The sequence below is a fragment of the Actinomadura miaoliensis genome (genome assembly GCF_039536785.1).
Classification (GTDB): Bacteria; Actinomycetota; Actinomycetes; order Streptosporangiales; family Streptosporangiaceae; genus Spirillospora; species Spirillospora miaoliensis.
Genome location: NZ_BAAAZG010000059.1, coordinates 82,149 through 104,601, shown reverse-complemented (window position 1 = coordinate 104,601; position 22,453 = coordinate 82,149). Strand labels below are relative to the sequence as shown.

The 22,453-nt window shown below is 72.8% G+C and carries 20 protein-coding genes; 8 read left to right on the top strand and 12 right to left on the bottom strand.

The features are described from left to right. Positions 1-3: 3 nt before the first annotated feature. The 3 genes from ABD811_RS37185 to ABD811_RS37175 all read right to left on the bottom strand — a co-directional run bounded on the left by ABD811_RS37185 (position 4) and on the right by ABD811_RS37175 (position 2,157). Positions 4-171 carry a hypothetical protein gene (locus tag ABD811_RS37185; protein ID WP_344957190.1) on the bottom strand — a complete coding sequence of 56 codons (168 nt, stop codon included), beginning with the start codon at positions 169-171 and terminating at the stop codon, positions 4-6. Positions 172-274: 103 nt separating this feature from the next. Further along, positions 275-748, bottom strand: a complete 474-nt coding sequence (locus ABD811_RS37180) for an NUDIX hydrolase (RefSeq protein WP_344957188.1) — start codon at positions 746-748, stop codon at positions 275-277. 173 nt (positions 749-921) lie between these two features. Further along, a complete protein-coding gene (locus tag ABD811_RS37175) occupies positions 922-2,157 on the bottom strand; it encodes a PI-PLC domain-containing protein (protein WP_344957186.1) in 1,236 nt (411 codons plus the stop codon). Positions 2,158-2,367: 210 nt separating this feature from the next. Between ABD811_RS37175 and ABD811_RS37170 the strand changes: the two genes are divergently transcribed. Next, positions 2,368-2,835, top strand: a complete 468-nt coding sequence (locus ABD811_RS37170; protein ID WP_344957184.1) for an SRPBCC domain-containing protein — start codon at positions 2,368-2,370, stop codon at positions 2,833-2,835. 61 nt (positions 2,836-2,896) lie between these two features. On the opposite strand, the gene ABD811_RS37165 is transcribed toward ABD811_RS37170, so the two are convergent. The 3 genes from ABD811_RS37165 to ABD811_RS37155 all read right to left on the bottom strand — a co-directional run bounded on the left by ABD811_RS37165 (position 2,897) and on the right by ABD811_RS37155 (position 5,143). Continuing rightward, complete coding sequence (locus ABD811_RS37165) at positions 2,897-3,514, bottom strand: GyrI-like domain-containing protein (protein ID WP_344957182.1); 618 nt, start codon at positions 3,512-3,514, stop codon at positions 2,897-2,899. Between the two features lie 77 nt (positions 3,515-3,591). Then, positions 3,592-4,437 carry a MerR family transcriptional regulator gene (locus ABD811_RS37160; protein ID WP_344957180.1) on the bottom strand — a complete coding sequence of 282 codons (846 nt, stop codon included), beginning with the start codon at positions 4,435-4,437 and terminating at the stop codon, positions 3,592-3,594. 88 nt (positions 4,438-4,525) lie between these two features. Then, positions 4,526-5,143 carry a hypothetical protein gene (locus ABD811_RS37155; protein WP_344957178.1) on the bottom strand — a complete coding sequence of 206 codons (618 nt, stop codon included), beginning with the start codon at positions 5,141-5,143 and terminating at the stop codon, positions 4,526-4,528. Between the two features lie 263 nt (positions 5,144-5,406). Between ABD811_RS37155 and ABD811_RS37150 the strand changes: the two genes are divergently transcribed. Next, positions 5,407-6,159, top strand: coding sequence for a hypothetical protein (locus ABD811_RS37150; RefSeq protein ID WP_344957176.1), 753 nt, complete (start codon positions 5,407-5,409; stop codon positions 6,157-6,159). A gap of 97 nt (positions 6,160-6,256) precedes the next feature. Here the strand turns inward: ABD811_RS37150 and ABD811_RS37145 are convergent, their stop codons facing one another. Next, positions 6,257-7,867, bottom strand: coding sequence for an alkaline phosphatase D family protein (locus tag ABD811_RS37145; protein ID WP_344957175.1), 1,611 nt, complete (start codon positions 7,865-7,867; stop codon positions 6,257-6,259). Positions 7,868-8,137: 270 nt separating this feature from the next. On the opposite strand from ABD811_RS37145, the gene ABD811_RS37140 reads away from it, so the two are divergent. The 4 genes from ABD811_RS37140 (at position 8,138) to ABD811_RS37125 (ending at position 15,147) form a co-directional block, all read left to right on the top strand. Next, a complete protein-coding gene (locus tag ABD811_RS37140; protein ID WP_344957173.1) occupies positions 8,138-8,344 on the top strand; it encodes a hypothetical protein in 207 nt (68 codons plus the stop codon). A 117-nt stretch (positions 8,345-8,461) separates the two neighbouring features. Beyond that, positions 8,462-9,283, top strand: coding sequence for an SAM-dependent methyltransferase (locus ABD811_RS37135; protein ID WP_344957172.1), 822 nt, complete (start codon positions 8,462-8,464; stop codon positions 9,281-9,283). A 428-nt stretch (positions 9,284-9,711) separates the two neighbouring features. After that, positions 9,712-12,045: a hypothetical protein gene (locus ABD811_RS37130; RefSeq protein ID WP_344957170.1), complete on the top strand. Its 2,334-nt coding sequence runs from the start codon at positions 9,712-9,714 to the stop codon at positions 12,043-12,045. Positions 12,046-12,087: 42 nt separating this feature from the next. After that, a complete protein-coding gene (locus tag ABD811_RS37125) occupies positions 12,088-15,147 on the top strand; it encodes a helicase HerA-like domain-containing protein (protein ID WP_344957169.1) in 3,060 nt (1,019 codons plus the stop codon). Positions 15,148-15,165: 18 nt separating this feature from the next. Here the strand turns inward: ABD811_RS37125 and ABD811_RS37120 are convergent, their stop codons facing one another. After that, positions 15,166-16,074: a hypothetical protein gene (locus tag ABD811_RS37120; RefSeq protein ID WP_344957168.1), complete on the bottom strand. Its 909-nt coding sequence runs from the start codon at positions 16,072-16,074 to the stop codon at positions 15,166-15,168. Positions 16,075-16,198: 124 nt separating this feature from the next. Beyond that, positions 16,199-17,821 (bottom strand): flagellar basal body-associated FliL family protein, encoded by a 1,623-nt coding sequence (locus tag ABD811_RS37115; RefSeq protein ID WP_344957166.1) that lies wholly within the window; start codon positions 17,819-17,821, stop codon positions 16,199-16,201. Positions 17,822-18,170: 349 nt separating this feature from the next. Here ABD811_RS37115 and ABD811_RS37110 point away from each other — a divergent pair, with 349 nt between their 5' ends. Together ABD811_RS37110 and ABD811_RS37105 are read left to right on the top strand one after the other, a co-directional pair. Continuing rightward, positions 18,171-19,409 carry a MurT ligase domain-containing protein gene (locus ABD811_RS37110; RefSeq protein ID WP_344957165.1) on the top strand — a complete coding sequence of 413 codons (1,239 nt, stop codon included), beginning with the start codon at positions 18,171-18,173 and terminating at the stop codon, positions 19,407-19,409. Next, the gene (locus ABD811_RS37105) at positions 19,399-20,112 is read left to right on the top strand and encodes a type 1 glutamine amidotransferase (protein WP_344957163.1); all 714 of its coding nucleotides are present in this window, start codon (positions 19,399-19,401) and stop codon (positions 20,110-20,112) included. Before ABD811_RS37110 ends, ABD811_RS37105 begins: the two co-directional genes overlap by 11 nt. A gap of 16 nt (positions 20,113-20,128) precedes the next feature. Here the strand turns inward: ABD811_RS37105 and ABD811_RS37100 are convergent, their stop codons facing one another. From ABD811_RS37100 to ABD811_RS37090, 3 genes are all read right to left on the bottom strand, one after another. Then, on the bottom strand, positions 20,129-20,524 hold the full coding sequence (locus ABD811_RS37100; RefSeq protein ID WP_344957161.1) for a YciI family protein: 396 nt from the start codon (positions 20,522-20,524) through the stop codon (positions 20,129-20,131). A 224-nt stretch (positions 20,525-20,748) separates the two neighbouring features. Next, on the bottom strand, positions 20,749-21,774 hold the full coding sequence (locus tag ABD811_RS37095) for a TerC family protein (RefSeq protein WP_344957159.1): 1,026 nt from the start codon (positions 21,772-21,774) through the stop codon (positions 20,749-20,751). Positions 21,775-21,920: 146 nt separating this feature from the next. After that, positions 21,921-22,283: a DsrE family protein gene (locus tag ABD811_RS37090; protein WP_344957157.1), complete on the bottom strand. Its 363-nt coding sequence runs from the start codon at positions 22,281-22,283 to the stop codon at positions 21,921-21,923. Between the last annotated feature and the right edge of the window lie 170 nt (positions 22,284-22,453).

The following is a 22,453-nucleotide window of genomic DNA, read 5'->3' as shown; positions in this document are numbered from 1 at the left end:
CGGTCATTCCGGCGGCCTCGGCGCGGCGGGTCTGGCTCCAGCCTCTTTCGGCAAGACGCGGACGGATCGTCCCAGCTCGTAGGCGAGTTTGGTGGCCGCGTACGCCTCGGCCGCGCCGGGCTCGGTCATGCGGCGCTCGCGCAGCGCGTTCCAGTCGGTTCGCTCACCCATCGGCCTCGCTTCCTCAGCGTCCACCGTGTGCGGCTCGGCCACACGTCGACGGTATGGCCAACCAGCCAGCTCCGCCGGTGTACCAGGCGAATCGCAATCGACCTCAGTGCTGGATCAGGCCGCCGACTTCAACGGGGGCGACGTGGCCGGTGGGCGGGAGGGTTTGTGACAGGGTGATGCCGATGTCGACCAGGGACGACCGGCGCAGGCCAGTGACGTCGGGGATGGGAGTCCAGGTCGGCTCAGTGGTTTCGCCGTTGGGCTCGGGCCGGAGTCGGCCGCCGGTGATGCGGACCTGGTAGAAGATGCCGACGTTGTGGTGCTCGGGGCCGCCGGGGACGGTGCGTTCGGCCGCAGGGATGACCCTTGAGTCCACGCCCAGCAGGCGTTCGACCACCGCGTCGCAGCCGGTTTCCTCGGCGACCTCCCGGATGACCGCATCGAACGGATCCTCCGCGTGTTCGACCCTGCCGCCCGGAAGGGTCCAGACGGGCTGGCCCTTCGGTGGCATGTGACGGGCGAGCAGGACGCGTCCGTCCTCGATGCACACGGCGTACGCCGCCAGCCGGAAACTCATCCCTGTACCTCCAACGCCCGAAATCGGGAAGAAGCTCTGTCGCGACGTCCAAGACCCGCGAATGAACCTCGCCGCATACTGACAGAGGCTCCGTCACTTCGCGCTCAACACTCGGCCTCCGCACCAGGGCGATCAGGAAGGGCTCACCGTGATCGACGGCGGGGCCACAGGAGTCAGTGGGCGGGGGCGGGGCCGGCGGAGGGGCTGGGGAGGGTGGTCGGGGGCGCGGGCTTCTTCGTGGGCGGGGGCGGGGTGGGGTAGCTGGTGCGGGGTGGGAGGCCGCAGTACTTGAGGTGGGCGGCACCGGCGCCGAGGTGGTTGGTGGGCAGGTAGTCGACCCCGGCGGCGAGTTCGAGGTCCATCCAGTCGATCTGGCGGAACCTGCGGCAGTCGTGCATGCCGGGCAGGCACTTGGTGAAGGCGCCGTTGGCCTCGTTGTCGCCCATGAGCGGGTTGTCGCCGCCGAAGCCCTTGCCGCTGGCGAACCAGTCGGAACGGTACTGGCCGTCGGGGCCGTGCCACATGCGGACCTTGAGGCCGGCGTCGTGGGCCTTCTGCACCAGCCGGGTGAACTCCTCCTTCTCGTCCTCGCTGAGTGCGGCGTCCGACGAGACGCACTTCTTGAAGTCACCGTTGAGGATGGAGACCCGCTGGGCGTACTCGTGATCGTAGGCGGGGTTCCTCGGATCGAGGTTGGCCGGGATCCTGCACTCGTCGAAATCGGTCAGGAAGGTGACGTTCGACGGTGCGCCGATGACCGCCTGCCGGTCGGCCTCGTACGGGTCGGCGGCACTGAGCGGCAGGACGACCTGCACGTCCGGGGGCAGATCCTTGATCTCCTTGAGGATCTGCTTGTAGGCGAGCGCCTTGGGCTTGCTCTTGACCTCGATGAAGATCTGGAACGGCTCCCGGCGGCCCGGGTAGACGGCGCCCTGCTGCCGGGCGCGTTCGATCAGCGGGTCGATGTACTTGTCGCGCAGGGTGCCGACCTTGGCGGTGCCCTTGTCGTGCTTGAGCTTGAGCTCGCCGTCCTCCCACCACACGTCGGCCTCCACGCTGGTCGCCCCCGCGTTGAGGGAGTCGGTCAGCGGCCTCCGGTTCTGGTAGTCGTTGTGCGCGTTGAGCCGGTCGAACCAGGGCACGTCCGGGTTCGGCCGGCAGACCGGCTTCGGCAGCGGCGGCTTGGTCGGACGCACGGTCTGATGGGCGAGTGTGCCGGGCGGCGTCTCTCCGCGGTCCCGTTGAGCCAGGGGGCAGGAGTCGCCGAGAACGCGGCAGACCGCGCTGGTGCAGGCATGCGCCACGGTGGCACCCACACCGGACATGGACACGGCGGTGACGATTCCGGCGATCAGCAGGGTGACGGCGATGTACTCGAGAGCTCCGGCGCCGCTGTCGGGACGTTGCACGATCGAGATGATCGTGTTGGGCTGCGGGTGCTCCCCAGGGTCCTGAGACCTGCTTTGGGACCCAGTTCGGGTGCCTGTCGCTGGGCCGTGGAGGCTGGCCCGCAGGTGCCGGGCGCCCAACCCCGGGACGTCGCCTGCGACGGCTCAGCGAGGGGCGCGGCGCGCATATGTGCCGGGACAGGCGCGCAGTCCGCCGGTAATGTCGGCGACATGTATTCGACGCGGGTCTCTCAGCGTGTGAACGCGCCGCGCTCTGTCGTCTACCAGGCGCTCGTGAACGCGGACGCGATCGCGAAATGGCGGGTTCCGGCGGGCATGAGCAGCCACGTTCACGAGTTCGACGCCCGGGAAGGCGGATCGTTCCGTATTTCGCTCACCTATGACGTGCCGGGGCCGACCGGAAAGTCGTCGTCGCACACCGACACCTACCACGGCCACTTCGCCGAGCTGGTCCCGGACGAACGGGTGGTCGAGGTGTTCGAGTTCGAGACCGCGGAACCGGAAATGCGCGGGACCATGACGATGACGACGACGCTCACCGACGCCGACGGCGGCACCGAAGTCGTCATCGTGCACGAGGGGATTCCCGACGCCATTCCCGCCGCCGACAACGAGACCGGCAGCCGGATGGCGCTGGCGAACCTCGCCGCGCTCGTCGAGGGGGAGCGCGCCCCCTGAACGTCCCGCGTCCATGGCACGGGCGTGTGCGGGCAACGGGCGGTCCCTATGCCGCGAGGCGTCACTCGGACGGGCGGACGGGCTGGCGGAGGATCGTCTTGAGCTTCTCCGGCCGGGTCCGGCGCGGGTCGCTGAGGTAGATCTCGTGGTGCAGGCCGTGGAGGCGCAGGCCGTTGGCCTTGACGTAGTCGTTGTGGAGGTGGGCCAGCAGGGGAGCCTCGTCGTCGTAGGAGCCGACGTGCAGGACCTGGGCGCACAGGCCCTCGTGCAGGGTGTGGTGGCGGATGTCGGCGATGGCGGGGAGTTTCTTCTTGGCCGCCGCGGCGGCGCGGGCCTCCTCGATCGTCTCCTTGGTGATCCAGTCGGGCAGGCTGATGAGCATCGTCCATTTCCAGGACGCCTTCGCCCTGACGGTGAACGCCTCGTAGTCATCCGCCCACCACAGGCCTTCCAAGGGCGCCACGACGAAATCCCGGCCGTCGCGTTTGGCGGCGAACTTGAGCGTATAGGCCACGGTGTAGAGGGCCTCGACGGCGGCCGCGTAGGCGGGCGAGGTGTTGGGGTCGCCCTGGCCGTCGATCGCGATGAACTGCTGCTCGGGCACCTCGATCAGCGCCCACGCGGTGTTCTTCGGCGCGTACAGTTCTTTGCGTTCTCGTTTGACGTCGTAGGGCGACATCACTCGGGTTCCTTCGGGGATCTGATGCGTGGGCGGGCGCGAATTCGTCTTTCGCGGGTTCGTTTCCGGACGCGCGTTCATTCCGCGTCGTCCAGTCGGATCATCAGGCGGGTCCGGAGCTGGTCCGGCGGCGTGCGTGCGGGGTCGGAGACGTAGACCTCCCGGAGCGGCCCGGCGGGCAGGTGCCCGTGGTCGCCGACCCAGGCCAGCAGCGCGTACGCGGTGAGCCCTATCTGCTCGTACGGCCCGACGTGGGTCGCCGCCGCGAACAACCCGCCGGGCAGGACGTCCGGAACCGTACCGGGGACGGCCACGGACGTCTCCACCGCGACGGAAATGGCGATCTCCGGAGCGAGGTCGAGAGGGAACAGGCCGATCAGTGTTCCGAGCGGTCCGCCGTCCGGGGCCGAAGGGTCGTCGTCGGCGCCGTGGCCCGGCGGGCGAGTGTGCGGCGCCGCGTTCCCGCCGAGCACCGCACCGATCAGCCGGGCCACGCACGCCGACGTGACCTCTCCGATCCGTTCCTCCGAGGCGACGTCGCGGACGAGCGCCACCCGCCGGGCCGGTTCGCGCGCGAGCCGCACCTCCGGCAGGGGCAGGCCCGCGGCGAGGATGCGTTCGAGCGCGGCGAGGTTGCGGCGGCGCCGCGCCAGGTCGGCCTCCATCCGGTCGCGGACGTCGCCCAGCACGTCGGTCGTCCCCGCCAGCACCTGCCCGATCGCCGGAAGCGGCACGTCGAGGGAGCGCAGCAGGCCGATGACGAGCGCGTCACGGGCCTGCTCGGGCCGGTAGTAGCGGTACCCGGTGTCCGGATCGACATGGGCCGGCGCCAGCAGGCCCATGTCGTCGTAATGCCGGAGCTGCTTGACGCTGAGCCGGCACAGCCGGGCGAACCGCCCTATCGGCAGAAGTCCCTCGGTCACGCCCACAAGCATGGACGCTCCCATTGTGGGAGAGTCAAGATCGCGACGAGTCCGTGCGCGGAGTTCGGACGGACCGCCCCGATTCCCTTCACCCCTGTGGCGCTGGGGGCAGGTCGACGTGGCGGACGGTGAAGTTCCCCTGGGTGACGGGGGCGAAGGCCGCGGGGGCCATGCAGGTGCCGACCGGCGACTCCTCCCACGCGCCGTGCTCGTTCTGGGTGACGTTGCCGACGGCCCAAGAGAGGCCCACCCAGTCGTGGCCGCGGTCGTTGACGCTGAAGCCGAGGCGTCGTCCGACCCAGTCGGCCAGGGGGTCGTCGGCGCGGACGACCTTCGCCGTCAGGGTGGCGTTGCCCGGGCTGGTCGCCAGGCAGTCCACCTCCGCCTCGGCCCGGAGAGTCGTCCGCTGGGCGGCCACGTAGTGAGAGATCCTCACCGTGCCGCGGGCGTCCGTGGGCAGTCCGCCGGGGGCGCCGATCTCCGGCATCGGCCGGGAGTAGGGGACGGCGTGCGCGTCGATGGCGAAGCTGCGGACGTCGGCGTCGGGCGAGTAGGTGAGGCGGAACGAGCCCGCGCCCGTGACGCTCGCCGTCTTCGGCTTGGCGGCGGCCCGCGGTTGCGCGGCGGACGCGGAGGTCGCGCACGCGGTGACGGCGGCGGCCGCCGCCACCGTGAGAGTGACGGCCTTGATCTTCGCGCTGGGCATGTGGGGCTCCTCGTCCGGTCAGGGCGCCGGGTCCTCGGTGACCCGACGTCCCCGATCCTGCTTTCCGGAGCGGGCGGCCCGGCTCCCCCGTGCGAGGCGTTCGGCTCCCGCGCTGGTAGGAGACGGACGGCCGGCCGGGGCGCCGCGGTCGGTGACGCGGTGCGCGCGGGCGCCACCGGGATCGCCGTACCGAAGGGCGGCGCGGCTGGTCGGACGCTGTTAACGGGTCGCCTGCAAGATCCACTGAATGGGACAATGCGGACGTGGCCAACCTCTCCATCGCCGGGATCCTGCGCAGCGTCATCGGGACCGTCGTCACCCTGCTGGTCGGCGTCGGCCTGGCGACCCTCGGCATCTTCTTCGCCGTGACCCAGGCGCCGGACGGCGTCCGCGACCTGCGCGCCTACGAGGCGGCGCAGCGCTGCCCGGCCGCCCCGTCCGGGCCCGCCGAATGCCGCTGGACGAAGGAGTTCACCGTGTCCGGCGTCCGCCTGACCAACAAGAGGGGCGAGTCGGACCGTGTGGTGCTGACCGACGCGGACGGCGCCAGGTGGGAGACGTACTACTCGTCCCGGGTCCCCATCGTGGACAGCCTCGACGAGGGCGACCGGGTCACCGGCACCATCTGGCGCGGCCGGCTGACCGAGATCGCGGCCGACGGCGAGTCCCAGCGGACGCACGAGGCCCCGGCCGACCTCCGCGCACGGTTCCTCATCCTCGCGCTGATCACCGTTCCCAGCGGCCTTCTCATGGCGGCCGCGTGCCTGTGGCGGCTGGCTCGCCGCGCCTCCGACCCGACGCCGGGCATGGTCGCCACCCTGGGCCTGTCCTTCGGCCTGTTCTTCGGCGGGCTCTTCACCCCGCTCCTGACCGCCGGCAGCAGAGAAGAGAACTTCTGGCTGACGGCGGCCGTCTGGCTCCCCATCGCCGCCATCATGACCGCCGTGGCCCGCGTCCACGTCACGCGGAAGCGGGCCGCCGCCGCCGACGCCGACACCGCGACGCCCGCGTCCTAGCCGCGATACGGGGCGCCGGGCATCCGCCCGCCCGGACGTTCCGGTACGTGACGAGCCCCCGATCCGTCCGGGATCGAGGGCTCGCGGGGGGAGCGGGTCAGGCGGACTGCACGCCGGGCCTGCGGTCTTCGACGACGAACGCGGCGCGGGTCGAGATCGGGGCGTTCGGCCGGGTGACGTACGGGAGGACGCGGAACTCGCCGAGCCAGCGCTCGCGGTTGACGTTGACCCGGACATAGCCGCGCTGGGCGTTGTAGAACTTCATGTGCGGGTTGGCCGCCAGGAAGGTCTGGCCGAGCGCGTCGACGTCGGCGCCGTCGCCGCCGCTGGTGATCGAGGTGCCGACGAACTCGCTGGCCACCGTGGGCGAGTCGGGGTCGTCGAAGTCGCGCTTGAGGTCGGCGGCGTAGTTCTGGTGGCGGTCGCCGGTGATGACGACCAGGTTGCGGACGTCCCGCTCCTGGACGGCCGCCAGGATCTCGTTGCGGTCGGCCACGTAGCCGTCCCACGGGTCGACCCACACGTCCTTGCCGGTGCCCGGGTCCCAGTCGGTCTCCAGCATCGGCACCTGGTTGCCCAGGATCTGCCAGCGGGCGCGGGAGGAGCTGAGGCCGTCCAGCAGCCATCGCTTCTGGTCGGCGCCGAGGATGGTGCGGTCGGTGTCGAAGCGCTCCTGGCACGCCTTGGTCCGGCCGGTGCCGTTGCCGTACGAGCACGCCTGGATGTCGCGGGAGCCGCGCGTGTCGATCATCGTGATGTCGGCGAGCCGTCCGTAGGCCAGCCTGCGGTGCACGCGGATGTGCGGGCCGGAGGGCAGCTGGGCCCGCCGCAGCGGCAGGTTCTCGTAGAAGGCCTGGAACGCCGCCGCCTTGCGCCGGGCGAACGCGGCCGGGTCGGGGTTGGGGTTGCGGCCCATGAGGACCGTGTCCTTGGCCCAGTCGTTGACGACCTCGTGGTCGTCCAGGGTGTGGATGAACGGGAAGCGGGCGTGCGCCTTCTGCAGCGGCGCCTCGGCCTTGTAGAGGGAGTACTGCAGCCGGTAGCGGGCCAGGTCGAACGTCTCGGTGCCGAACTGCTCCGGCACCGTCACGCCCCGCTTGTTGTTGTTCTTGATCTCGTACTCGTAGATGTAGTCGCCCAGGTGCACGACCAGGTCGAGGTCCTCGGCAGCCATGTGGTCGTACGCGGTGTAGTAGCCGTCCTGCCAGGCCTGGCAGGAGGCGAACGCGAAGTCGAGTTCACGCGGGTTGGCCGCGGCCACGGGGAACGTCCTGGTCCGGCCGACCGGGGAGATCTCACCGCCCGCGCGGAACCGGTAGAAGTACTCCCGGTCGGGGGCGAGGCCGTGGATCTCGGGGTGCACCGAGTGCCCCAGTTCCGGCGTGGCCACCGCGGCGCCGCGTCGCACGACCTGCCGGAAGCGCTCGTCCCGGGCCACCTCGTACTCGACCCGCACGCTCCTGTCGGGCATGCCGCCCTTGCCGTCGGCCGCGAACGGCTCCGGCGCCAGCCTCGTCCACAGCACGAAGCCGTCCGACGACGGGTCGCCCGACGCCACCCCGAGCGTGAACGGGTTGTCCTTCCTGAGCGTGAACGCGTTCGCGCTCTCCCCGCCGAGCACACCCGTGCCGAGGACGACGGCCGCGGCGCCGGCACCGCCCAGGCCGAGGAATCGGCGCCGTGGCACCGAACCGACTTGCGAAGTCATCTTGCCTCCCGCCCTTGATCTTGACGGCGGTAAGCAAACCTCACAAGGCACACAAATTGCCAAAAACCGGGTGAACAACTCCGATCACACAGCTTTCGGTGCGTGTCCATCGGCGCGACGGAGATCGTTGCACACGAGGCAACGCCCCGATCTCCCGCAGTTCACGCGCCGGGGAACGGTCATCTCGGCTGCACGGTGTTTTCGCAGGTAGACGGGCAATCATCCGTGCTCGCGAGGGGTGGAACGCGGATCGCGCGCACGTTCACCGGCGTGAGCGGCCTGTCAGAAGTCGACATGCGGCGCCTGCGGGACGATGCCGACCGTGACGGCACCGGCGATCCGGTGGTCGGAGCCGTCGTGCACGAGCGCGGGAGGGTGCTCGTGCTGCGCCGCTCCGAGGTCACCGCCGAGACCGCGTGGAGCGTCCGTTCCTGGGGCGCCTGGTCGTCGGGCCGCGGCTCCGCGACCGCGTCCTGATCCGAGCGGATTGTCATGCCGCGGCCGAGAGAAAAGAAGAATCGAAGGACGTTCGGTCGTGTCGGCACTTAAGATCAAAAATCGGTGGAGGGTGTACGCGGGAGAAAGGGCGACGCGATGGCGGACGTGTCCGAACAGGCGGAGGACTGGGCCTCCAGGGGCATCGACATCAGCAAGCCGAGCATCGCGCGGGCGTACGACGTCGTCCTCAACGGCAAGGACAACTTCGAGGCCGACCGGGCGTTCGTCGGCGAGATCACCAAGGTCGTTCCGGAGATCTACGACGTCGCACGGTACAACCGGGAAATTCTCGGACGCGGCGTGCGGTTCCTGGCCGAGCAGGGCATCCGGCAGTTCCTCGACCTGGGCTCCGGCCTGCCCACCGTGGAGAACACCCACCAGGTCGCCCAGCGCGTGGCCGCCGACGCCAACGTCGTGTACGTCGACAACGACCCCATCGTCCTGGCGCACGGCCGGGCGCTGCTGGCCGAGAACGACCGCACCACCGTCGTCACCGCCGACCTGCGCGACCCCGCCGCCGTGATGGGCGACCCGGAGGTCACCCGGCTCATCGACTTCACCCGGCCGACGGCGATCATGCTGGTGGGCATCCTGCACCACCTGCACGACGACGAGGACCCGCAGCGAATCGTCGAGACGTACATGGACGCGGTGCCGTCCGGCAGCTACCTGTTCGTCACCCACTTCTGCGCCTCCAGCCAGGCCGCGCGCGACGCGGAGAAGCAGTACCTCGCGCTGCTGGGCACCGGCCGGTTCCGCACCCCCGAGGAGATCACCGCGTACTTCGACGGCCACGAACTGCTGGAGCCCGGCGTGGTGCCGCTCCCGCTGTGGCGTCCGGAGGGCCCCGTGCCGCCCGAGGACGAACTGTCGGTCGGCCAGCGCCTCATGTACGGCGGAATCGCCCGCAAACCGTAGCTGGTACGCGGCGCCCGTCGACCATCGCCGGAACGACGGCCGCTGCACCTGCGGGCGCGATGGTGGCCGCGCGGCCGGGTGCCGCATCCTCGGTCGTCACGGACTGGGTGAAGCGGAACGGAACCGTGGTGGACGGCTCGGCGTACGGCGGTCCGTCCGGGGGCGGGTCCGGCGGCACCTTGTACCGGCTCGGCTGAGCCCGCGTGGGGCGAATGACGATGTTCCGGTGGCCGGATCCGGCCACCGGCGCGCCGTCCGGGTGTCCGATGTTTACCGCAGGTGAACCTGCTGACCGAATTCGACGTGAAATATCGTTCTCCAGGCGCTGTTCGGGGGAACGTGGCGCGGGACCCGGCGAACGTCTTTAATCTGGGCGGAAGAGGACGCCATGCCCCCAGGCATCCCGCAACTCCCAGGGGTCTCACGACGTGACCGACAGCGCCCGCGGGTCCGCGATGACGCGGCTGATCCAGGCCGACCGCGTCTACGTCGGCTGGCGCTACGCGCAGGTCCACCCGGACCCGGGGCCGCCGCCGGCCCCGCCCGAGCCCGCGCGGCCCGAGCCGCCGCCCGCCGTTCCGGCGCCGCGGCGCGTCGAGCACATGGCCGGGCGCCCGCTGCGCATGGCCGCGGGCGGCACCGGGGTCGGCGTCGCGCTGTTCGTCGGCTGCGGGCTGGCCGGGGTGCTGCCCTGGGCGTTCGCCGGTGTGGCGCTGCTGGCCTGCGCGATCATCCTCGGCATCACCGGGTCCGCGCTGTGGCGGGAGGAGCGGGTCATCCGGGCCCGCCTGGCCGCCGAACACGACCGGCTCGAACGACTGCGCGCCGAACGCCGCCGCCGCGAGGAGGCCGCGGCCCGGGCGCACGACGCCGCGTACCGCGACTGGGAGCGGCGGCGGCACGCCTACGACAGCCAGCGCGAGTGGTACCCGGTGGCCGTCCCGCCCGGCGTCGACCGCGTCGACGTCGTCGGCGGCACGCTGGCGGGCTGGTCGGCAACCGTCACCACGATAGGCGCGTCCCGGCTGGCGGTCGGCGCGCGCGTCACCGTCATCGACCTGTCGGAGGGCGCGGTCGCCCACGACCTGCTGCGGTTGGCCGCCGACCGCGGCGACGACCCGCTGGTGTGGGTGCTGCCCGCCGACCTGCCCCGGCTCGACGCCACCCGGGGTCTCGGCCCCGAGGCGCTCGCCGACGTGCTGTCGCTGGTGGTCGGCGCCGGAGACGAGCACGGCAGCACCCGCGACCTGTCGTTCGACAACTCCATCCTGGAGCGCATCATCGAGGTGCTGCGGCCCGTCGACCCGAGGGGCGGCGCCGCCGAGCCCACCATCCCGCAGATCACCGCCGCGCTGCGGGTGCTGGCCCAGGTCGGCGACCCGCGCGACGACCTGCGCCGCGGCCTGCTCACCGACGACCAGCTGGAACGCATCGCCACGATGTTCGGCCGGGACGCCACCGACCGGATCGTGGTGCGCCGCGCCTGGGCGCTGGAGGCGCAGCTGCGCAAGCTGGAGAAGCTGGCCACCGAGCCGGTGCGGCTGCCGCCGTCGCGCCTGCACGTGCTGTCCATGGACCGCCGCGCCGGGGTGCTCACCAACCGGATCCTCGGGACGTACGTCACCACCGCGCTCACCCACCGCATCCGGCAGTCGCCGCCCGGCGGGCGCTGGGACCACACCCTGTTCCTGTGCGGGGCGGAGAAGCTGCGCGGCGACGTGCTCGACCGGCTGGTCGACGCCTGCGAGGCCACCGGCACCGGGCTGGTGCTGATGTACCGGTCGATCCCGCCGCACGTGCGCGAGCGGCTCGGCCGCCGCGGGCACGCCGCCGTCGGGTTCATGCGGGTGGGCAACCCCGAGGACGCCCGCGTCGCCGCCGACCACATCGGCGCGGGGCAGCGGCTGCTCGTCGCCGAGATCACCGACTCGGCGGGCGAGACGCTGTCGGACGACGTCGCCGGGGAGGGCTACGCCAGCACGGTCGCCTACGCCCGCGTCCGCGGCGACGAGCTGACCGACCCGGTGTGGTCGCCGCTGCCCGCCCCGGCCGCCGACGACGCGGCGCTCGCCCAGGTCATCGGCTCGGCCACCACCTGGGGCCGCACCATCGGCGCCGGCGGCGCGGGCAAGCAGCGCTTCCGCGAGCTGCTCATCGAGCCGCACCAGCTGCAGGAGCTCCCGCCCACCGCGATGGTCTTCACCCACGCGGGCGGCAGCGGCCGCCGCATCCTGCTGGTCGACGCCAACCCCGGCATCATCACGCTGCCGACCACGCACTCGATGCAGTTCGAGGAGTATCTGCGCGAGCAGGAGAAGCTCGGCGGCCAGGCCGAGCTGGAACGCGACAGCGGCGACGCCCCGCCGCCGGACGACGCGTCCGGCGCGCACACCTCCGAGACGTCCAACGGCTCGCACGGCCCGCCGCCCCCGCGCGCGTCGTCCGCGCCGCCGCATGCGGCGCCGCACGTGAGCCCTCAGGACGCGACGCCCGGCGAGGACGACACGAACCGCACCACGAACCGCGACGCGACGGGCGCCCGGGACGGCGACACGAGCGGCGCCAGGGACGGCGCCAGGGGCGGCGCCACGAATGGTGACGCGAGCGGCGCCAGGGATGGCGAAGCGAGTGGCGACGGGAACGGTGACGCGGACGGGGCGGCGAGGCGCGGCAGGCATGGCGGCGCCCGGAGGGGGACGCGGATCGTTCCGTCGCTGCGGTCCAGCGGGAGGCACGCCGCCGACCCTTCGGCGGGACGCTAGGAGCGCTGGCGCGAGCGGCCGGGGGCCGGTAAGGATGCTGGGGTGACGTCAGCCCCGGATGCGCAGTCCTCAGGTGCCGAACTCTCGCAGGGCAGGTCCGTACTCGCGGGGCCGTGGTACCGGATCCAGGCGATTCCGGCGCCGCGGCGCACCGCCTCCGCCGAATGGGACTTCGTCAGCGTGCTGCCCGCCGCGATGTCGGCGGCGCGGGGCCGGCGGCCGTTCGTGGTGGGATGGCTGTCGCCCGGCGGCGGCGCGCCCCTGGAGCTGATCACCAACGCCGGGCCGGTCGGCGGGCCGCCCGCGCGGGACGGCGAGACGCGCGGGCTGCTGTTCCCCAGCGGCGCGCGGGGCGTGGCGATCGGGGACGCGTGGCTGCGCCAGGCCGAGCGGATGACGTGGACCCGCTGCCCCGGGCGCCTGGCCCCGCAGGTGGCGCGTCCCGACGAGGGCTTCGGGCTGTTCGAGTCGACGCTGGTCACCCTCATGGAACGGCCGTTCGGCTGGTTCGTGGTCGCCGACCCGTGCGACGAACGGCAGGTCGACGCCGAGATGCGCGAGCTGCACCACGAGCTGCGCATGCTGCGGCGCGGCGAGGACGAGCAGGCCCGGCTCGCCGTCGCCCGCGCCGACCAGCGGCTGGCCGAGCTGGACGCGTTCCGCGAGGCCGGGCTGTGGCGGGTGCGGGTGCTGGCGGGCGCCGCCAACCCGGCGGAGCTGGGCCAGATCGCGCCCGTGCTCGTCGGGTCGATGGAGCTCGGGCACCACCCGTACCGGCTGCGGTCCGGGCAGGTCAGCGGCTCGTTCAGCGAGATGCTGGACGTCGACCCGTACCGGGGCGCGGAGGCGTACCGGGCCGCCGAGAGCTACCGGGGCGCCGAGCCGGCGCGCTACCGCGCGGAGGCCGCCGCGTACCGGGGGCAGGCCCGCCGGGCCGACGCCGGGGGCGTGGACGGCGAGCAGCGGTTCCCGTTCGTCGCCACGGCCGGGGCGCTGGCCGCGCTCGCCGGGCTGCCGCGCCGCGAGGTGCCCGGCCTGCGGGTGCTGGACGCGGGCTACTTCGACGTCACCTCCGAGACCGACGAACCGTCGTCCACCGCAGCCCACGAGCCGCGCATCGAGCTCGGCGCGATCCTGGACGGGCAGGACCGCCAGGTCGGCCGGTTCACCGTGCCCCGGTCGACGATCAACCGGCACGTGTTCGTCACCGGCGCGACCGGGGCGGGCAAGTCGCAGACCGTCCGGCACCTGCTGGAGCAGCTCACCCGCGCGGGCATCCCGTGGCTGGCGATCGAACCGGCCAAGTCCGAGTACGCGGCCATGGCGGGACGCATCCACGACCTCGGCGGCGGCGTCACGGTGGTGAACCCGTCCGACCCGGGGGCGGTGCCGCTGTCGGTCAACCCGCTGGCGCCCGAGCCCGGCTACCCGGTGCAGGCCCACATCGACATGGTGCGCGCGCTGTTCCAGGCCGCCTTCGACGCCGAGGAGCCGTTCCCGCAGATCATGGCGCAGGCGCTGCAGCGGGTGTACGAGGCCAACGGCTGGGACGTGGTGACCGGCGGCGGCGTGCCCGGCTCGCTCATCGAACCCGCCGTCCCCACGCTCGAACAGCTGCAGAACGCCGCGCTGCAGGTCATCGGCGAGGTCGGGTACGGGCGGGAGCTGATGGCCGACGTCCAGGGGTTCGTGGACGTGCGGCTGCGCAGCCTGCGCATCGGGTCGGCCGGACGGTTCTTCGAGGGCGGGCATCCCGCCGACGTCGGCGGCATGCTGCGCGAGAACATCGTGCTGGCCATCGAGGACGTCGCCAACGACGAGGACAAGGCGTTCCTCATGGGCACGCTCATCATCCGCATCGTCGAGCACCTGCGGATGCGGGCCCGCGCGGGCGGCACCGCGCCGGGGCTGCGGCACGTCATCGTGATCGAGGAGGCGCACCGGCTGCTGCGCAACCGCGGCCCCGAACGCACCAGCTCGCACGCCGTGGAGCTGTTCGCCGGGATGCTGGCGGAGATCCGCGCGTACGGCGAGGGCATCATCGTCGCCGAGCAGATCCCCACCAAGCTGGTGCCGGACGTCATCAAGAACACCGCGCTGAAGGTCGTGCACCGGCTTCCGGCGTTCGACGACCGGCACCAGGTTGGCGCGGCGATGAACCTGGACGACGACCAGTCCCGCGAGGTGGTGTCGCTGCGGCCCGGCGTGGCGGCGGTGTTCGCCGACGGCATGGACCGGCCGCTGCGGGTGCGGGTGCCGCTGGGCGAGGGACGCGAGGAGGTGCTGCCCGGTCCGCCGCCCCCGATCGACGGGCGCCGCTCGGCCGCCTGCGGCTGCGAGTGCCGGCTGGGCCGCGCCTGCACGCTGATCGAGCTGCGCGAGGCCGACCTGCTGGCCGCCGGCCCCGACTGGGCGTGGCTGCGGCTGTGGGCGGACGTGCTGGTGCTCGCGCACGTGGTCAACCGGCCGCTGCCCGCCGTCCCGCCGGACCTGGGCCGCGCCTGGTCGCGGCTGGCCCCGCGACTGCGCGAGTGCGCGCTGGCGACCGTCCTGGAACGCGCGGTGACGCGCCGCGCCTGGGCGCTGCGCACCGTCTACCCGCCCGCCGAGCTGACCGCCAAGGCCGCGGAGGTCGCGCAGCGCCTCCTGGACGGCGCGCACGAACTCGCCGGTACGGCGCCGGGGCCGGCGTGGGTGATTCCCCAGGTGCGGTGGCTGCACGAGATGGACAAGCTGTTCCCCTACGGCTCCGGCACCCCCGACAAGCACGCGCCCGCCCCGCCGCTGGACTACCAGCTTCCCGGGTTGAAGCAGCCGCCCGAGCCCAAGCTCGGCCACCGGCTGCGGGCGCTGCGCCGCCACCCGCTGTCGATGGAGCTGGAACGCAACCGTCCCGTCGCGCTCACCGCGCTGGGCGGCGAGGACGACCACGCCGCGTTCGGCCGCGACCTGGCCGTGGTCACGATCGGCGTGCCCGAGGACGAGCAGCTCGACCAGATCGCCGACACCATGCGCGTCACCGCGTGGCTGGAGTCGGTGCTGACCTGGCCGGAGCGGTTCGTCGACAGCTTCGAGGAGGACGCGCCGGGCCCGGACGCCTGACCGAACGCGCGGCGCGGGTCAGATGGTGTCGGCCGAGCGCGGGGACAGGCCCTGCCGCTCGGCGATCGGCCGCCAGTAGCGCATGAACTCGGCCTTGGCCTCGCTGGCCCGCACGTTGACGTCGGCGACCTCGCTGTCGGACGGGCAGCCGGGCGCCGCGTCCAGGTAGCGCTGGTTGGACTCCACCGACGCCTGCAGGGCCCGGACGAGCGCGTCCTTCATCTCGGCGCCCTGGTCGAGGTCGTCGACGTCGAGCGCGCGGGCCCTGCCGAGCTGCTCCTGCCGCTGCCGGCGGATGCGTTCCAGGGCCGACGGCTGGCATCCGCCGGTGACGACGCCGCCGAGCTCGGAGCGGGTGCTCGCCATCTCCGACAGCAGCCCGTCCACCTCGGTTGCCTCCCGGGCGGCGTCGCCGTCACCCGGCGGCGACTCCTCGGGCGTGGGGTCCTCCGCGGCCGACTCGTTCCCCTGCGGGCTCGCGACCGTGCTCGCCGAGGGGGCGGCGGAGCCTCCGCCGTCGCCGCGCGGCCACAGGACGATGGCGACCGCCACCGCGACCAGCACCACCCAGCCCGCGAGGAACAGCACGTACGGCAGCGCACGGCGGCGGCGCCTGCGGGGCGGGGGCGGCTGCCACACCTGCGGCTCGTCCCACGGCTCCGGCGACAACGCGGTCGCCGTCTCCCCCGGGGACGAGGGCGGCGTCATCCACGGCGGGGGGTCCTGCGGGGGGACGGACGGCGGCGGACCCGGCTGGTACGGGTTCGGCGCGTACGGGTCCCGTGCGTGCGGATCGGGGACGGTGGCGGAGTCGTCGCCGAAGACGCGCGTGGTGCCCGAATCGTCGTTCGGCGGCCGCAGGTCGTCCCCGACCAGGGTCGGTTCGTCCCCGCCGAGCGGAGCGTCGCAGCGTGTGCAACGTGGCAACGCAGGCGTGGTGTCGCTACCGCATGCCGGACAGCGCATCGCAGTCCCTTGCCGTGATGGAAGACCCGTCCCAACATAGTGCGGCACCGCCGGATGGGCCGCAATTCATCCCGCGATCAGCCGGTCACAGATTGGCTGCGATCCGGTGCGGCAGACCGGCCTTCTTCGCGATCGGGTTCCAGATCGCGACGAGCCTGCGCTTGGCGATGATCGCCTTGCGCTCGGCGGGCACGCGTCCCGACGCGCGGCCCACGTCGGGACGGGGCTTGCCCCGGCAGTTGCGGCCCGCGCGCTGCCCCCACGCGATGAGCGCCTGGTCGGCCTGCAGCGACGCCTGGAACGCCTGCCGCATGGTGGCGCGCAGACGTTCACCGTTCGGCACCTTGTCGAGCTGCAGGGCCTGCGTGCGGCGCAACTGGTTCTCCCGCCGGGTCTTGACGTTCTGGAAACCGGCCATGGCGGCGGGCAGGGTCTTGCAGGAGCGGGCGGCGCCGACCGCGCGCTTGAGTTCGTTGCGGGTGTCGCGGCTGGCGACCAGGATGGCGTTCACTTCCTTGGCCTGGTCCTGCATCGTGGCCGGAAGCTTCGTCTGCCGCTGCGCCACCGTCGTCTTGGTGGGGGACGGCGACGCGGAGTTGGCCACGGGCTGCTGCGACTTGGTGTCGTCCTTGGCGAACACGACCAGACCCACCGACACCAGCGCCGCGACGACGAGCCCGGAGACGGTGATGAGCAGCGGCTTGCTCACCCCCTTCTTGGCCTTGGCGTGCGGATCCGCCGGGTAGGGCGGAAACCCCGGGGGAGCGGTGTCGGCCCCCTGGATGGGGTGGGAGAAGTGCCCGTCGGCCGGGTTGTGGTAGGGCGCGCCGTAGTACGGGCCGTTGCCCGGCGCGGCGCCCGGGTGGGGCGCCGCCGGCTGGTTCACGTACATGCCCTGGTCCATGAGGGTGGGCGGCGCGGGCTGCTGCATCGGCGGCGCGGGGGACGCGGGGGGCATGGCCGCGTGCGGCATGGGCGGCTGCGGGGCGCCGGCGTCCAGGACGGTGGTCTGCCCGGGAGGCTCGGCCGTGGGCGGCGCGGTGTCGGCCGGAGGCGGGGCGTCCATGCCCCAGGCCGGGGGCGGCTGCTGCGCCGACCACGTCTGGGCGGCCTGCCCCTGTTCGTCCGGACGCTCCTCCGGACGCTTGGGCTGGGCGAACCACGACTCCGGGATGATCGACTCGGGGGCCGTCGGATCGTGCGGTTCCGCCGGGCCCTGCGCACCGGCGGCCTCGTTCGTCCACGCGGGCGGAGAAGGGGGCGCGGCCGGAGCGTCGGGCGCGGAGGGCATGGGCGCGGAAGCGGCGGGCTCAGGAGGAGCGGGCTCGGCAGCAGCGGGCGCGGGCGCGGCGGGCGGGACGAAGCCGTTCGAGGGAGTGGCCGCGTCGGCGGGGGCGACGGCGGGCACGATGACGGTCGGCGCGCCCCCGGCGGGCGTCTTCGGCGCCTCCGCGACGTCCGCCACGTCGGCGGCGTCGAACGCCCACGCCGACGTCGTCTCCGGGTCCACGGCGGCGGGCGCGGACGGCGCCGGGGAGGCCGGTGGGGCGGGCGGCGCCGGTATCACGACCGTCTCGCCGGCCGCGGCGGGCTCGGCGGCCACCGGAGCGCCCAGCGGCCCGTTCGCCGGGCCGCCCAACGGCGTGTGGCAGTTCGGACACGTGCCCGGCGTGCCGGGCGTGTTCGTACCGCACGTCGGACACTGCATGGCTCAGACCTCGCCTTGTCGCCGCTTTCCCCCGCGAAACAGCAGGGCCCCGGACAAAGTACTAGGTGAGGGCGCTCTCCGGCGCCTGGATGGCAAGTACGGCCGGCATCGCCGCGCCGCCGCCGGGGCTCGCACCGAACCACGACATGTCGATGGGAGTCAAGATGAGTAAGCCTGGTTTACCCGATTCCGTGTGACGCTCGTCGCAATCCGGGCTCCGGCCCGGCCGGGCCGCCGCGGTGACGCGCCCACCTTGATCGTCCGGTCGGGCGACGGGACACCCGCCGGGGCGGCTAGGCTCGGAGCGGTTTCCAGGCGCCCGGATGCACAATCAGAGAAGACGGAGCCCATGAGCGATCTACCGCTGCGTTCGCAGCTGGCCGTCGCGCTCGGTCGTACGGCCGCGAGGATGTCCCGGCTGGCGGGCCGGGGTGACGGATCGGTGATCGGGGGACGGGTCGGGCTGGCCCTCGACCCCGAGCTGCTCACCAGGCTCGCCCGGGACCGCAAGCTCGTCCTCGTCAGCGCCACCAACGGCAAGACCACGACGACCCGGCTGATCACCTCGGCGATGACCCCGCTGGGGGAGGTCGCCACCAACGCCTTCGGCGCCAACATGCCGACCGGGCACGTGTCCGCGCTGGCCTCCGCCCCGGGCGCGCGCTACGGCGTGCTGGAGTGCGACGAGAAGTACGTGCCGATGGTGCTCGGCGAGACCGGCGCCAACGTCGTCGCGCTGATGAACCTCAGCCGCGACCAGATGGACCGTGCCGCCGAGATCTGGCTGCTGGCGGGCAAGTGGCGTAAGGCCCTGGAGGCCTCGCCGCAGAGCCACGTCGTCGCCAACTGCGACGACCCCCTGGTGACCTGGGGCGCGGCCACCGCCAAGAGCGTCACGTGGGTGGCCGCCGGTCAGCACTGGCGCGAGGACTCCTGGTGCTGCCCCGAGTGCGGCGGGCCGCTGGACCGCGAGGAGCACGACTGGCGCTGCCGCCAGTGCGCCTTCGCCCGCCCGCGTCCCGACTGGACCCTGCAGGGCGACGTGGTGACCGCCCCCGACGGCCGCGCCTTCTCGCTGGCGGGGCTGTCGCTGCCCGGCCGCGCCAACCGGTCCAACGCCGCGGTCGCGCTGGCCGTCGTCGCCCAGTTCGGCGTCCAGCCCGAGCAGGCGCTGCCGCTGCTGGCGCAGGTCAGGTCGGTCGCCGGCCGCTACACCACGGTCGAGCACCAGGGCCGTCAGATCCGCCTGCTGCTGTCGAAGAACCCGGCGGGCTGGCTGGAGGCGTTCGACGTGCTGCAGCCCGCGCCCGGCCCGGTCGCGCTGTCGATCAACGCGCAGGGGCCGGACGGCCGCGACACCTCCTGGCTGTGGGACGTCGACTACCGCATCCTGCGCGGCCGCCCCGTGTGGGTGACCGGCGAGCGCCGCATCGACCTGGCCGTCCGCCTGGAGGCCGCCGACGTGTCGTTCACCGTCGTGGACGACATCGAGCAGGCGGTCATGGCGGTGCCGCCCGGGCACCTGGACGTGATCGCCAACTACACCGCCTTCCAGAACATCCGAGCGAGGTACGGCCGTGTCGTCTGACCGCCTGAAGATCGTCTGGATCTATCCCGACCTGCTGAGCACCTACGGCGACCAGGGCAACACCATCGTCCTGGAGCGCCGCTCGGCGCTGCGCGGCATCCCCTACGAGACCGTGCACGTGCGCTCGGACGAGCCGGTGCCCGTCGACGGCCACATCTACCTGCTCGGCGGCGGTGAGGACCGGCCGCAGATCCTGGCCGCCCAGCGGCTGCGCAACGACGGCGGCCTGTACCGCGCGGCCGAGCGCGGCGCCGTCGTGTTCGCCGTCTGCGCCGGCTACCAGCTGCTCGGCACCCAGTTCGGCGGCGAGGAGGGCCAGCCCGTCCCGGGCCTCGGCCTGCTCGACATCAGCAGCGGACGCGGCGAGCAGCGCGCCGTCGGCGAGATCGTCGGCGACGTCGCGCCCGAGCTGAACGTGCCGCGCATCACCGGGTTCGAGAACCACCAGGGCGTCACCCGGCTGGGCCCGAACGCCCGGCCGCTGGCGCGCGTCGTGCACGGCATCGGCAACGGCGACGGCCACGAGGGCGCCTACGCCGGGCGCATCATCGGCACCTACATGCACGGCCCGGCGCTGGTCCGCAACCCCGGCCTCGCCGACCTGCTGCTGCGCTGGGCCATCGGCCAGGACCTGCCGCCCATCGACGACTCCTGGGCCGCCCGCCTGCGCGAGGAACGCCTCAACGCCGTCCTGTCGTCCTGACCGGCCCGGCCGGGGGTCACATCTCCTGGCCGGAGAAGTCCATGATCGGGCGGATCTCCACGGCGGCGAGCCGGGCGTCCGGAAACCGGGCCGCGATCTCCGCGGCCCGCTCCGGGGTCTCGCAGTCGATCACGAAGTAGCCGGCGAGCTGCTCCTTGGCCTCGATGTACGGGCCGTCCGTGGCGACCGGGACGCCGTCGCGCGCCCGCACGGTCCGCGTGTTCACCGGGTCGGCCAGCGCCGTGCCGGAGACCAGCTCACCGGACTCGATGATCTCCTCCCACAGGCGGTCGGCCTGCCGGGTCAGCTCCTCGCGCTCCTCCTCCGGCAGTGCCAGGAACCGGGGATCGCGCAGGTACAGCGGGTGCTCCCAGTTCTCGGGGTTGCTGTAGATCAGCAGCAGGTACTTCATGCGGGCTCCTCGTGTGCTCGACGACGTCACGACTCACGACCTCGGCGCGGACCTGTGGCCGGCGCGGACAGCCTGCACCGCGGACCGTCCCGTGACCAGTTCTCCCGGCGCGTGTCGGGAAGCTCCGCGAAGCGGCTCTCACAACGAGGATCGGAGCGGACGACCCGGATTCGACATCGCGTCGCGGCGTTCTCCGCCACACGAGGGCCGGCGGGACGGGCCGGCTAGCGGGACGAGGCGGCGGGCTCCTCGTCCCGTTCCGGCTCGCGGCGGCGCGTGCGCAGCGTTCCGGCGCGGGCGCGCTCCTGCGGGTGCGCGCGGACCCGCAGCAGGCTCGCCACCGCCGTGACCGCCAGGACGCCCAGGATGACCGCCAGCGACAGCGGCGTGGGGATCTCCGGCACGCTCTCGCTGACGTCCTCGTGCACGAACAGCAGGATCAGCTTGACGCCGATGAACGCCAGGATCACCGACAGCCCGACCGACAGGTACACCAGCCGTTCCAGCAGCCCTTCCACCAGGAAGAACAGCGCCCGCAGCCCGAGCAGGGCGAACGCGTTGGCCGCGAAGACGATGAACGGCTCGCCGGTCACCCCGAACACCGCCGGGATGGAGTCCAGGGCGAACAGCAGGTCGGTGCTGCCGATCGCGACGAACACCAGCAGCAGCGGCGTCACCACGCGCCGCCCGTCCTCGCGGGCCAGCATCCGCCCGCCGTGGAAGTCGTCGCTCACCGGCATGATCGAACGGCTGCGCCGCACCAGCCAGTTGTCGCGCACGTCCGGCTCCTCGTTCCGGTGCCGGACCAGTTGCGCGGCCGTCCACAGCAGCGCCAGCCCGAACAGCACGAACGTGAACGAGAACAGGTGGATCGCCGCCGCGCCCGCCGCGATGAACACCGCCCGCATCGCCAGCGCCGCCGCGATGCCGAACAGCAGCACCTTCTGCTGGTACTCCGGCGGCACCTGGAACCGCGCCAGGATGATGACGAAGACGAACAGGTTGTCGACCGACAGGCTCTTCTCCACCACCCATCCGGCGAAGTACTCGGTGCCCGCCGCCGACCCGGCCGTCCACCACAGCACCAGCCCGAACGTCACGGCCGCCGCGATGTAGAACACCGACCAGAACGTCGCCTCGCCCAGGCCCACGGCGTGCGGCCGGCGCACCGCCACCAGGAGGTCGAACACGAACAGCCCGATGATCAGCGCGATCGTCGCGCCCCAGGCCCACAGCGGAATCTCGATCACGCCGGACGCTCCTTCGCAGCGAGGGGTCGCCCGCGATTGTCACCGCTGTGCGGTGGAGTATTCCGGCGCGCTTCGCCCAGCGAGCCGCCCACCGAGCCGCCCGCCGAGCCGCCCCCTGGCCGCCCGCGGCGGCCGGTGCCCGGCGGTCAGTAGACGAGCGCCTGCACGCCGTCCGTGGTGATCTCCTCCACGAACGTGGGGGCGCCCGCGATGCGCACGCCGGGGAGCACGTCGTCGGGACCGATGTCGCGGCGCGCCGCGCACTGCGTGCACAACGTCACCCGGCCGCCCGCCAGCACCGCGTCCAGCAGGTCCTCCAGCGGCGTCGCGTGCGGCAGGGAGAACTCCTTGGCGCGGCCGGGCAGCGCGAACCAGGAGGACTCGCCGGTCAGCCACAGCGACACCGGCACGCCGCTGACCACCGCGGCCGCCGCGACGTTGAACGCCTGGTTGCAGCGTTCGGGCGCGTCGGCGCCCGCCGTGGCCTTGATCACAAGAGATCTCGCCATGCTCGCAGCCTAGCCCCGGCCCGGGACGCGCGTCGGGACGCGGGCGGGCACCGCCACGGCGTAGGGTGCCTGCCGTGGGCGGCATGGTGAACGCGGTGATCCTGGTCGTGGTGCTCGGTCTGGTGGCGGTGGCGGCGGTGCTGATGGTGGTGCGGCTGTCGCGGCTGCGC

Excerpts from the sequence above, each read along its gene's own strand:
- ABD811_RS37155 (WP_344957178.1), bottom strand. The coding sequence starts at position 5,143 with ATGCCCAGCGCGAAGATCAAGGCCGTCACTCTCACGGTGGCGGCGGCC.
- ABD811_RS37100 (WP_344957161.1), bottom strand. The coding sequence starts at position 20,524 with ATGAAGTACCTGCTGCTGATCTACAGCAACCCCGAGAACTGGGAGCAC.
- ABD811_RS37090 (WP_344957157.1), bottom strand. The coding sequence starts at position 22,283 with ATGGCGAGATCTCTTGTGATCAAGGCCACGGCGGGCGCCGACGCGCCC.
- ABD811_RS37180 (WP_344957188.1), bottom strand. The coding sequence starts at position 748 with ATGAGTTTCCGGCTGGCGGCGTACGCCGTGTGCATCGAGGACGGACGC.
- ABD811_RS37115 (WP_344957166.1), bottom strand. The coding sequence starts at position 17,821 with ATGCAGTGTCCGACGTGCGGTACGAACACGCCCGGCACGCCGGGCACG.
- ABD811_RS37135 (WP_344957172.1), top strand. The coding sequence starts at position 8,462 with ATGGCGGACGTGTCCGAACAGGCGGAGGACTGGGCCTCCAGGGGCATC.
- ABD811_RS37145 (WP_344957175.1), bottom strand. The coding sequence starts at position 7,867 with ATGACTTCGCAAGTCGGTTCGGTGCCACGGCGCCGATTCCTCGGCCTG.
- ABD811_RS37165 (WP_344957182.1), bottom strand. The coding sequence starts at position 3,514 with ATGTCGCCCTACGACGTCAAACGAGAACGCAAAGAACTGTACGCGCCG.
- ABD811_RS37170 (WP_344957184.1), top strand. The coding sequence starts at position 2,368 with ATGTATTCGACGCGGGTCTCTCAGCGTGTGAACGCGCCGCGCTCTGTC.
- ABD811_RS37185 (WP_344957190.1), bottom strand. The coding sequence starts at position 171 with ATGGGTGAGCGAACCGACTGGAACGCGCTGCGCGAGCGCCGCATGACC.
- ABD811_RS37110 (WP_344957165.1), top strand. The coding sequence starts at position 18,171 with ATGAGCGATCTACCGCTGCGTTCGCAGCTGGCCGTCGCGCTCGGTCGT.